12 protein-coding genes and 2 pseudogenes are annotated in these 10,941 nt (G+C 32.0%); all 14 read left to right on the top strand.

Annotated features, from left to right (window positions below):
* The first annotated feature begins 69 nt into the window (after positions 1-69).
* The 14 genes and pseudogenes from K1I67_RS09080 to K1I67_RS09015 all read left to right on the top strand — a co-directional run bounded on the left by K1I67_RS09080 (position 70) and on the right by K1I67_RS09015 (position 10,825).
* A complete protein-coding gene (locus K1I67_RS09080; protein WP_223339679.1) occupies positions 70-1,392 on the top strand; it encodes a hypothetical protein in 1,323 nt (440 codons plus the stop codon).
* Between the two features lie 19 nt (positions 1,393-1,411).
* Positions 1,412-1,633 (top strand): DUF1648 domain-containing protein, encoded by a 222-nt coding sequence (locus K1I67_RS09075; RefSeq protein ID WP_125411856.1) that lies wholly within the window; start codon positions 1,412-1,414, stop codon positions 1,631-1,633.
* Positions 1,634-1,635: 2 nt separating this feature from the next.
* Positions 1,636-1,983 carry a GntR family transcriptional regulator gene (locus K1I67_RS09070; RefSeq protein ID WP_223339681.1) on the top strand — a complete coding sequence of 116 codons (348 nt, stop codon included), beginning with the start codon at positions 1,636-1,638 and terminating at the stop codon, positions 1,981-1,983.
* 297 nt (positions 1,984-2,280) lie between these two features.
* Positions 2,281-2,691 carry a sigma-70 family RNA polymerase sigma factor gene (locus tag K1I67_RS09065; protein ID WP_000032596.1) on the top strand — a complete coding sequence of 137 codons (411 nt, stop codon included), beginning with the start codon at positions 2,281-2,283 and terminating at the stop codon, positions 2,689-2,691.
* A 486-nt stretch (positions 2,692-3,177) separates the two neighbouring features.
* Complete coding sequence (locus K1I67_RS09060) at positions 3,178-3,339, top strand: hypothetical protein (protein WP_223339678.1); 162 nt, start codon at positions 3,178-3,180, stop codon at positions 3,337-3,339.
* Positions 3,340-3,430: 91 nt separating this feature from the next.
* Positions 3,431-5,110 carry a recombinase family protein gene (locus tag K1I67_RS09055; protein WP_223339677.1) on the top strand — a complete coding sequence of 560 codons (1,680 nt, stop codon included), beginning with the start codon at positions 3,431-3,433 and terminating at the stop codon, positions 5,108-5,110.
* A gap of 434 nt (positions 5,111-5,544) precedes the next feature.
* Positions 5,545-6,543 carry a hypothetical protein gene (locus tag K1I67_RS09050; protein WP_223339676.1) on the top strand — a complete coding sequence of 333 codons (999 nt, stop codon included), beginning with the start codon at positions 5,545-5,547 and terminating at the stop codon, positions 6,541-6,543.
* Positions 6,533-6,997: pseudogene (locus K1I67_RS09045) on the top strand (hypothetical protein); the annotation flags it as partial. The gene K1I67_RS09050 and the pseudogene K1I67_RS09045, both read left to right, overlap by 11 nt.
* 24 nt (positions 6,998-7,021) lie before the next feature.
* Positions 7,022-7,288, top strand: coding sequence for a hypothetical protein (locus K1I67_RS09040; RefSeq protein WP_223339680.1), 267 nt, complete (start codon positions 7,022-7,024; stop codon positions 7,286-7,288).
* Positions 7,289-7,577: 289 nt separating this feature from the next.
* Positions 7,578-7,748: a hypothetical protein gene (locus K1I67_RS09035; RefSeq protein WP_223339675.1), complete on the top strand. Its 171-nt coding sequence runs from the start codon at positions 7,578-7,580 to the stop codon at positions 7,746-7,748.
* A 155-nt stretch (positions 7,749-7,903) separates the two neighbouring features.
* Positions 7,904-8,062 (top strand): annotated as a pseudogene (locus K1I67_RS09030) (ATP-grasp domain-containing protein); the annotation flags it as partial.
* Between the two features lie 132 nt (positions 8,063-8,194).
* Positions 8,195-8,878, top strand: a complete 684-nt coding sequence (locus tag K1I67_RS09025) for a hypothetical protein (RefSeq protein ID WP_223339674.1) — start codon at positions 8,195-8,197, stop codon at positions 8,876-8,878.
* A gap of 243 nt (positions 8,879-9,121) precedes the next feature.
* Positions 9,122-9,466: a hypothetical protein gene (locus K1I67_RS09020; protein ID WP_001127479.1), complete on the top strand. Its 345-nt coding sequence runs from the start codon at positions 9,122-9,124 to the stop codon at positions 9,464-9,466.
* Between the two features lie 75 nt (positions 9,467-9,541).
* Positions 9,542-10,825 (top strand): cellulose synthase, encoded by a 1,284-nt coding sequence (locus tag K1I67_RS09015; protein ID WP_223339673.1) that lies wholly within the window; start codon positions 9,542-9,544, stop codon positions 10,823-10,825.
* The last annotated feature ends 116 nt before the right edge of the window (positions 10,826-10,941 follow it).

The raw sequence follows: 10,941 nt of genomic DNA, 5'->3' as shown, positions 1-10,941 counted from the left end.
GTCAGCTCAAACAGCTTGAAAGATACTCGCTTAATCAGAGGAACAACTTTGTTGCACTTGACTTGACAATTGGGGACAATATTTTATTCTAATGGAATTTTATTTGGTAGTCGTGATATAGAAACGCTTTTATCGCTACCTTTAAAAAGCTCAGACATTATAAGTAGCAAGTTTATGTTTATGTATTTATTGAACTTTTTAATAGGATTCATATTTATGCTTCCGGGGGGCATTGTTTGGGCGTTAAACGGAAGCTTAAATGTATTACAGATTATATTGTATTTTACCTCCATGATTTTTGTTCCATTGATACCTATGTGCATAGCAGCATGTATGGGAATGATTGTTGTGGCTGTTTCATCTTATTTTAAGAGGAAAAATGTTATTGCTCTAATCTTTTCATTTGCAATGATAGGCATAATTGGATATATTGCAGTGTCAGCTATGAAATCAGGTAATGAAGACAGCATTGAGATCATGCTTTCTAAGCAAATTACAGAACTGTACCCAATATCCGGGTTATTCGTGCAACACACAAATTTTCCAATGTATATTGGAATGGGATTATTTATTGTTTTTTCAACAGCAGTTTTTTATATATTTATAAAAATTGTTGCGATGAAGTATGAATTGCTTAATACTCTTGCTAAAACAACATCAAGATATTCTGATAACAAAAAATCTTATAATAGAAAATCGATATTTCTTGCCTTGTATAAAAAAGAAATGGGACGCTTTTTAAGCTCGTACATGGCGGTCTTGAATGCAGGCCTTGGTGTAATACTTTTATGTGTTTTTAGTATATTTTTGCTTTTTAATTCTGTAGAACAAATAGGAGAGTCTTCAGGGATAGAAAATATAAATGAATATCTCTCAAATTTTGCTCCATTATTTATTGCATCTATGCTCTCACTCAGTTGCCCGGCAGCTTCAGCGATATCTTTAGAAGGAAAAAACATTTGGATTTTGCAAAGCTCTCCTGTTAAGGTAAAAATGATCTTAAATTCCAAGATAGCTGTAAACCTTACACTTCATTTGATTGGGTATATGATTTCAATATTTGCATTTACGCTAAAACTTGATATGAACTTTATTCAAGTTATTAACCTAATAATTGTTCCTATATGCTATTCGATCTTTATAACAGTGATAGGAATTTCCCTAAATAAAAAGTATCCAAATTATGAATGGGAAAGCGAGATGATGGTTGTAAAGCAGAGCATCCCTGTTATTGTGTCTGGGCTTGTCGGGATAATTGCACTCATTACACCAATTTTTCTTAATTGGTTTTTAAATCTTCCGATAACACCGGTTTTGCAGATAATATCAGTTACTTTACTTGTTATTTCAAGTGAAGTTTATATAAAAGTTAGCAAGTCAAATTTTATTTAGTTTAAGGAGGGAAAATTGTATGAAAGTTGGACTGTTAAAAGATGTCTTGGTCTTGATGTTAATGATTGTTGTAATATTTATTATTTGCATATTTCTCCCGGAGGAAATTCCTGTTCATTTCAATGCAAAAGGAACCCCTGATATGTTTGCTAATAAATATTATCTTCTGTTTACTACGGTTATTCCGTATTCTGCTTATTGGAAATTTATACGAGGAAGGAAAAATAAAAAGGTTAAGTGAATATGTATCCATATTTACAAATAACATCTGTGATAAGAGCAACTATTTTAAGAGGTAAGTATGTACCGGGGCAACAGATGCCTCCCATAAGGACTTTAGCAGAGATGGAAGAATGTAATCCTGCAACCGTCCAAAAAGCATTAAAAATTCTTGAGAAAGAGGGGTTGATTGTTAGTCGTGGAAGTAAAGGATATTTTGTTACTGAAAGTGAGAAGAAAATAATTGAGTTAAGAAATCAGCATTTGAACAGGCTAACAAAAATATTGTTTGAAAAACTATATGCCTTAGGATTTTCGGATTCTGAGATTATCAAACTATTTGATAGAATAGAAACTAAAAAAAATGAATAAAAATCAATTATGTATGAAGAAGATAAAGATATTGACTATTTAGATTATTGATAAAATGGAGGAAACAAATATGAAAGAATCTAAACATCTAATGTTAGAAATACCAAAGAAACAAAACATTCCTCTTTTCAATAATCTCTATAGTAGATTATTGTTTCAGATACAAGCTGAAACACGTAAGTGTAGCTAAAGAAGTATTCTTATTCTTCCGTTTTAGAGGACTTCGTATGCCTAAGTGTAGAAGTCCTCCTTTTTTTGTCTAAAAACGCAGACAAAAAAAGAAATGGAGGAAATAAAATGTCAAAAGAATATTACCTTTATGTCAACGGACAAAGGGTTAAAGTCAGCGAGCAGATATATAAAGTCTACTGGCGAGAAAAAGAACACGAAAAGTATTTAGAGCAGGTGGATAAGAAAAACCACTTGCTCTTTTTTTCATCATTGGATCATGACGGACATTTTGCAGATAGCATTATTGATGAAAGCGTTGATGTAGAAAAGATTGTGGAAACACAGATGATGATTGAAGCAGTCAGAAATGCTATATCAAGGCTCAATGCAGAAGAAAGAGATATTATTGAACGCTTATATTTCAATGATGAAACGGTTCGTTCAGTGGCAAAGCTCAAAAGTATTACACATCCAGCTTTAATCAAAAGAAGAAACAAAATTCTTGAAAAGCTGAAAAAAATTATCGAAGAACTTTAAAACTTCGGTAACCAAAGGGGTCAAATTTTCCTTATGTAAAGTGAAGGGGAGTTTGACCTCATTTACTTTTTTGGGTAAGAGATACGCCTGCTTATGGCAAATAGGAAAATGCAAAGAAAACAATCCCTTTCAAATATTGCTCTTTGACAATTGAATAGACCAAGGTAGGATTTTATCTACTTGTGGAGAATTATGACTTACGCCATGACCTTTCTGCTGAAAGTAATTTCGGTTTTATGAATACTGGGTTAACCAAGGATACAAGAAAGCGAGCGGTAAATAAGAATACATAAAAAACAGAGGTGGCAATCTGTTCGATGATACAAGTAGTGATAATGATACTTCAATAGTTTAAGCTGCCTCGTCTGGAATAAGGGGCAGAGGTGAGATTCCTATGTAGCAGCCAATGCACCTACCAATGTCATAAAACTTAGTAAGAAAAATAATACATGATTATAAAGAATTTAAATCGGAGGGGGTGTATTAGTGGATAATGGCTGGAATGGATTGGCTGATTTGATAGCAAATCTGATTACAAAGTATGCTGGAGTTTTAGATTTAGATAATCTTCCAAATCCAACTCCAGTAAAAAGTACAGAAGGTAAAAATAAATTTGACATGGCAAAAACGCAGATTGAGAAAAAGTAATAAAAGTGATATAATATACTTGATATATGAGTCCAAACCATAATTGGTATAAATATAAAGATATAGAAAAAAGGATATTGAGGTTAATGCTATGTCAAAAGAAAAAATAAAAGTATACCTCTATACAAGAGTATCTACATCAATACAGATAGACGGTTATTCTTTAGAGGCACAAAAATCAAGAATGAAGGCTTTTGCTCTCTATAATGATTATGAGATTGTTGGTGAATACGAAGATGCAGGTAAGTCTGGAAAATCTATAGAAGGTAGAGTTCAGTTTACTCGTATGATGGAAGATATAAAAACCGGAAAGGATGGAGTGTCTTTCGTTCTTGTATTTAAATTATCGAGATTTGCAAGAAATGCTGCTGATGTTTTATCAACTCTACAAACAATGCAAGATTTTGGAGTCAATTTGATTTGTGTTGAGGATGGGATTGATTCATCCAAAGATGCAGGTAAATTGATGATTTCAGTTTTATCAGCTGTGGCTGAAATTGAAAGAGAAAATATTCGTGTTCAAACAATGGAAGGGCGTATTCAAAAGGCAAGAGAGGGCAAATGGAATGGAGGTTTTGCTCCTTATGGTTATCAACTTATTGATGGGAAATTGATAATCAATGAGGAAGAAGCAATTGCGATACGAACTATTTTTGATCAGTATGTAAATACAACCATTGGAGCAAATGGACTTTCTAAATACTTAGAAAATCATGGTATAAGAAAAATACCAAGACAAAATGGGAAAAATCCATTGTTTGATGCAGGTCTTATAAGAAAGATATTAAAAAACCCTGTATATAACGGGAAAATAGCCTTTGGAAGAAGAACTTTAGAAAAAGTTCATGGAACAAGAAATGAATATAAGCAAGTTGAACAAGATGAATATTTAATAGCTGAAGGTATTCATGAAGCTATAATTTCTGATGAGCTATGGCAAGCAGCTCAAGTTAAGTTAAAATCTCAAGCAAAGAAATATGAGCATGTTAATAAAGGGAAAGATACACGCACACATCTGCTTTCAGGAATTGTAAAATGTCCGATATGTGGAGTGGGAATGTTTGGAAACAAGTGTATCAAGAAAAAGAAAGATGGTACAAAGTATAAAGATTTTTATTACTATGGCTGTAAACATAGGCATATGATAAGAGGTCATAAATGTACTTACAATAAACAAATCAGAGAAGAATTGTTAGATGATGCAGTTGCTGAGGTAATTATAAAGATAGTAAGCAATCCCCAATTTGCTTCTATGATGCAAGAAAAAATTAACATGAAGGTAGATACCTCTGAAATAGAAAAAGAGATAGATAATTACCAGAAAGAATTGAGGAAGAGCCATTCTACGAAATTTAAGCTAATTGAGGAAATAGATAATTTAGATGCTGATGATAAGCACTACAAACGAAGAAAACAGGACTTAGACGATAGACTTTATCGTATGTCTGATAAGATTGAAGACTTAGAATCATTGTTAATTGATGCGAAAGCAAAGAAACAAACTATTGAAGCTGAGAAACTTACAGGAGATAACATATATAAGATTTTGATCTATTTTGATAAACTCTACAAGGTAATGAATGATGTAGAGCGTAGACAGTTAATTACAGCTTTGATTTCTGAAATTCAAATTTACGAAGAAAAGCAACCGAATGGGCAATGGCTAAAATCAATTACTTTTAAACTTCCTATCATCGATGAAGATTTAAATATAGGTTTGGACAATAATGAGCAAGTTGAGTGTGTAAGTTTGTTAGTGAAACGGAGTTAATCCTCAAAAGGTTCACCCAAACCTTTTGAGTCCCGCAGACGCATCACGTCGAGTGTGTGAGCTTGTTGGTAAAACGGAGTTAATCCTCAAAAGGTTCACAGATACAGCATGTGGAGTGTGTAGTGTTGCTACAACGACTAAAAGGGTGAAAATTCTTGATTTTAAGCACTTTTTCAAGCATTTTGTCTTTATTGAAAAGAGTGATTTTGACATAAAAAAGGTGCAAAAAAATACATTGATGTGAACGTCTGTTTGAATGTCGACTACGTAGACAAAAAATAGATACGTCAGTAATAAATGAATACAGCGAGAACATTTTGATAAGTGTTCTCGCTTTTTTTATCTTTTTGTAAGTCACTTTTTTATTATCAAAAAACTTGCATTTTCTCATTTATAATGATAAAATACGTACAAAATGATAAGAAGGAAAAACAATGAATGTTAAAAAGATAATTTCTATTTTTCAATCGTTTTATATTAATGTAAGTGTTGAAAAAATAGCTTTAACTTTACCAATTAGTTTTGAAAAAAGATTTCAATATGCTCAAATGAAGTTTCATAAGGAGTCATTTTTATTGATTAAAGAAAAGAGAAGAGGAAGTTTAGACTCATTTGTTACTCAAGCTCGTAATATGGGTGAAAAAGCTAGCATGGACGTTATTTTGGTATTTTCAAAGCTGTCTGACATTGAAAAAAAACAACTCCTTCAAGCTAGAGTTCCTTTTGTAGACTTCAAGGGAAATCTCTTTTTTCCTCCATTGGGATTAGTATTGAATGCTAATGATGATGTTGTAGCATCTAAAGAATTAACACCTAGTGAACAATTAACTTGGATTGCCTTTTTATTGACAAAAGGTCAAAAAGAAGTAGATGTTGATATGCTTTCACAGGTAACTGGACTTCCAAACTCAACGATTTATAGATGTTTGAGGACTTTTAAAACTTTAGATTGGTTAAATAAGCCAAATAAACTTTACACTTATACAGCATCAAAGAAAGAATTATTCTTAAAATCAGAGTCCTATTTATTTAATCCCATCAAAAAACGGCTCTTATTGCCCAATGTAGATCTAGAGAATATAAAATCTGCTTCTAGGCTTCTATACGGTGGTACTTATGCTTTATCTTATTTGACTTTTTTAGCTGAATCGTATGAAAATAGTAGCTATGTCATATCACAGAGACAATTCAATAAATTATCCTTGCCATTATCTCAGCATGTTTTAGAAGGCAAGGTATTAGAAATATGGCGATATCGCCCTTTTGTATCTGAATTTTGGAACGATTTTAAAGAAAATCAAGATAGACAGTTTGTAGATCCTATTTCTCTTTATTTGACCTTAAAAGATGATGATGATCCACGTGTGGAGGAAGAGATTGAAGCACTAAAAAATAATATATTACAGTATCTAGGAGAAGATGATGTCAGCTAATACGAAAGCTATTTTTCAAGAAATGTTTGCGAATTTTCAAGACTATTATGTTTTGATTGGAGGGACTGCAACATCTATTGTATTGGACTCGCAAGGATTTAAAAGTCGGACAACAAAAGATTATGATATGGTCATCATAGATGAATTAAAAAATAAGGAATTTTATGATACCTTGAATCACTTTTTAGAATTGGGAGAATATCAAGGAAGTCAGAAGGATGAAAAAGCACAGCTATTTCGATTTACAACAAATAAACCTGAGTTTCCTTCTATGATTGAACTATTTAGCATTTTACCAGAATACCCATTAAAGAAGGAGGGGAGAGAAACACCCTTACATTTTGATGAAGATGCTAGTTTGTCGGCCTTATTATTGGATAAGGATTATTATAATATATTGGTGCATGAAAAAGAATCCATTCAGGGATACTCGGTTTTGAGTAATCGTGGTTTAATTATTTTTAAGGCTAAAGCTTGGTTGGATACGAGAGAACGCTCTGCCACAGGTACTCAAGGTTTAAGTAAAGCCATTAAAAAACATTTGAACGACATTACTCGATTAACAGCTTTATTAGTAGGGAGTGAAAAACTGTCAAATATAACCTCTAGTGACACGGTGAAAGCAGATATGCACCGTTTTGTGATAGAACTTGAGTCTGTGATATCAACTATTCCTCAAAATGATGATATTTTATTGAATCGAAATGAAGTTTTTGAAATTTTGAAAGATTTTTTAGATAGTTAAAATAATTGTAGTAACATAGGTATATTGGAATGTGACATACTTGTTTTTGTCTGGGAGGGCTGATGCGTCAGTTCTCCCGTTTTTTATATTTCAAGTCTCTTAATTTAGGTCAGGTGGCTTTTTTGCTGCCTTCTTCATGTGATAACCATTTCAAGGCGTCTTTGGTAGGATTTGAGAGAAAACTAAATAGTAGGAGGTAGTTACATGTTGATTCAAGAAAAAGGTGAGAAACATGTTTTCGTAAAAGCAAAAAATACCGCCCTTTTGTTCGATTACGATTGGAACTTTGATGAGCGCAGTTGTTGGTCAAGGTGGACAACTTGTTCATGCAGATGAGGTTGTGAGAACTGAAAATCCTGCTACCAATCTTATCCAAGCAAAGCCAGCTGATAGTGCTGAACATATAATCCAAGCCAAATTAAGTGGTCAGGCAAGTGGAGAATTAACCTTTGCCGTTTAGAACGAGGAATTAGATAAAGTAGCCCAAGTAGCTAAGCATGAAGCTGTTCAAGTTATCACAGATAAGGAAGTCAATCTAGCTACAATAAAAAAGCTGTGGAAACAAGCGTCGCTCTTTCAAAAGTAAAGATTGACTCTGATAAGCAGGTCTCGGAAGTTAAGAAAGTGACAGCTGGTTATGCATTGGGAAATTATGGCCTATCTCCTTTAAACTCAATCAAATTTAACAAGGCTAGATGGAAAGAAATGGTAGAACCATATTTTGAAAAAAACGATGTTTTTAACATTCCTGAAAATGAAAATATAAGTTTCTAAAAGGAACAGAAGTAAATCTGTGTGTAACTGCAACTAGTAAGTTGCAGTTTTTTGTTTTGAATAATGATATAATAGGTTAAGAAAATAATGAAAACGCTATATATTTGAAAATTGATTAGGAAAGCAAGAAGTATGAAAACAATCGATATGATTATTAAATCATCAACTGAATTTTATAACGATTTAAAAGCTGATGAACATGATAGATATCGTTCATGGGAACATTGTTATTCACATTTTATGACAGCTCGTAAAGAGAATGATGTGAATCTTGATTACCTGAGTTTACAACTTGCATTTTATTTAGCAAGTTGGGGGATGTATCGAGGTTCTTCATTCTTATTACAAAAGGATTATAGAGTACATATACCTGTAGTAAGAGAAATCTTAAGCAATAAATATGATTCTCTAGCGGGAATAGAATGTAAAGATTTTAAAAATGAAACTAACCAAAAATTGCTAAAGGAAATTAATGAATTTATTGCTAATTATTATGATGGAATCAGGCGTGAAGTGAGAGGTTCAGCTCTCAAAAACAACTTATCAGATATACTAATCACAAAGATACTGATGGGCACACTCGGTTGTGTTCCAGCATATGATAGATATTTTGTTGCTGGAATAAGATCACAAAAGATTGCAAGTGGAACCTATAACATTAAATCTATTTTGCAACTAGTAGATTTTTATGAGAAAAACTTAGAACAATTAGATTCAGTTCAAAAGAATTTTATTGTTGCTGATATGCTGTATCCTCAAATGAAAATACTTGATATGGGATTTTGGCAGATCGGTGTTGATTTAGATAATAAATAACTATTTACATCTAAGTCTGGAGCTAATTAATGGATTTACTTTGAAAAGATAGCAACTCTAAATCTGAAGAGATTATTTTTTGCTTAATAATAATTTTTCATTGAATAGATTTTAGATTATTAACTTTCAGAGTATGATGTACCACAAATTAATTTTATTATGGAAAGCAACTAGATAGCATACTATCAAGATATTTTTAAATAGATGATATTGCATTTTGGATTATAACAAAGGAGTACAAACATGCCGAAATATACCGACGAAGATATTAGAAAATTAAATAAAATCACATTAAAAATTGCTGGTGATTATTTAGGTATAAGTTCACAGGCAGTTGCTATAGGTCTTAGAAATAATCTTCTTCCAATTGGGTTCGCTATTCATAACGAAGAAAGAGACAGACGTTTTACTGAGAGCTGGTCATATCATATTATCGCTGAAAGAATGATTTCATACAATCACGGTAAGCTATCAGAGATCCGTGTTGAAAATATTGAAACTAGTTTAGATAAAATTATAGAGGAATTTAACGGTTTAAAACAAGATTTACTTTTTATATTAAGCGAAAATGCAGAAGTGAAGAATTAGAAGTTTTTGAATTTGCGTTTTCGCTTGGTAAATATAAAAACAGTGATGTAAAGTATAAGGGTAAAGGTGTTTCAAATGAAGATGATAAAGACCTTTTCTAGAGAAGAACTCTATGAAGAAATCTGGGAGATAAGTGCGAAACAAGTTTCATTGAAATATGATTTAAGTTATTCTGACTTACTCAAGAAATGTAAAGAATTTGAAATCCCAATTCCAAAGGGTAGTTATTGGTATCGTAAGAATACTGGACAAGACTTAAGTGAACTTATCGTTCCATTACCACAAAATGATGTAAATGAGGTTCATATTGATAGAAAAAGTTTAAAGAACAGTAGAATTAAAGTTGCTAAACATAAAGAAGATAGTACGGAGGATAAAAACGATGATACAGTTAAACTTGATACAACTAGTATAAGAAGTTCATTATCATTTATAGAGGACGATAAAATAGAGCGTATTATTGAAACAGTTTCAAATCTAAACCAGTCTCCAAATAAGAGATTACATAAATCTGTAGCTAATCTAAGGGATAAAATTGCAGAGTGGAATAAGAGGGAAAAAGCTGCTTCCTATCCTTACTTTGATTCTAGGCACAGATATAATGATTTAAAAGAACCTAAATTTGTAAAAAACATTTCACTAAATTCTCTTCCTCGTTTATATCGCTTTTTAGATACACTAGTTACTGTAATTGAAAAAATCGGCGATAATGTAACTCCAAATTGGGATATTCAAATTGATAAGGATAGTGTTCGTTTTGAAGTTATAGAATCTACAGACAAAGTAAGTCATGAATTAACAAAAGAAGAAGCTAAAGAACTAGCAGAGTACAATGATAGCGTTAAGTTTAATAGATATGCTTTTAAACCAAGGATAAATAAGTATGACTATATTCCAAATGGAAAATTTCGATTTAAGATAATAGATGGTAAATACATTAAAGATACTAAAGAATTCACACTTGAACAATCAATACCAGAAATAATCGTTTTAATTTACCAAGAGTATTATAAAGTTAAGAACTTACGACTTGAACGTGAAGAGAGAGAAAGACAATACGAAGAGGAGCAGGAGCGAAAAAGAAAATTACAAAATAGAATCGAAGAAGAGAAGAAGCGAACAATGTCTCTTCTTAATATGCTGGAAGACTTTCAAACAGCAAATGATTTAAGACTGATGGCTGATAAATTGGAGATAGCAGGGAAACATAGTAAAGAGGAAATTGATTGGATTAGATCCAAAGCTGACTGGATAGACCCAATAGTTTCTTCAACAGACGAATTACTAGGAATTAGAAATCATGAAAATTCTAGAGAACAAAAAGAACAATATCTAAGTGAGAAAAGGTACTACTGGTAACTTTATTTATTATAAAAAGCTGTAAATAATGGAGTTATAATTGGCAGTGTACAATAAGTTGTGTAAACACAAAAAGGAATAAATCCTGTATAGTAGAGTTGCAACACATTTACTAG

Source organism: Streptococcus infantis (assembly GCF_019929575.1).
Taxonomy (GTDB): domain Bacteria; phylum Bacillota; class Bacilli; order Lactobacillales; family Streptococcaceae; genus Streptococcus; species Streptococcus infantis_L.
The sequence above is the reverse complement of the archived record's forward strand: the minus strand, read 5'-3'. Positions and strand labels throughout refer to the sequence as shown.

Excerpts from the sequence above, each read along its gene's own strand:
- K1I67_RS09055 (WP_223339677.1), top strand. The coding sequence starts at position 3,431 with ATGTCAAAAGAAAAAATAAAAGTATACCTCTATACAAGAGTATCTACA.
- K1I67_RS09070 (WP_223339681.1), top strand. The coding sequence starts at position 1,636 with ATGTATCCATATTTACAAATAACATCTGTGATAAGAGCAACTATTTTA.
- K1I67_RS09015 (WP_223339673.1), top strand. The coding sequence starts at position 9,542 with ATGAAGATGATAAAGACCTTTTCTAGAGAAGAACTCTATGAAGAAATC.
- K1I67_RS09065 (WP_000032596.1), top strand. The coding sequence starts at position 2,281 with ATGTCAAAAGAATATTACCTTTATGTCAACGGACAAAGGGTTAAAGTC.
- K1I67_RS09020 (WP_001127479.1), top strand. The coding sequence starts at position 9,122 with ATGCCGAAATATACCGACGAAGATATTAGAAAATTAAATAAAATCACA.
- K1I67_RS09075 (WP_125411856.1), top strand. The coding sequence starts at position 1,412 with ATGAAAGTTGGACTGTTAAAAGATGTCTTGGTCTTGATGTTAATGATT.
- K1I67_RS09050 (WP_223339676.1), top strand. The coding sequence starts at position 5,545 with ATGAATGTTAAAAAGATAATTTCTATTTTTCAATCGTTTTATATTAAT.
- K1I67_RS09025 (WP_223339674.1), top strand. The coding sequence starts at position 8,195 with ATGAAAACAATCGATATGATTATTAAATCATCAACTGAATTTTATAAC.
- K1I67_RS09035 (WP_223339675.1), top strand. The coding sequence starts at position 7,578 with ATGAGCGCAGTTGTTGGTCAAGGTGGACAACTTGTTCATGCAGATGAG.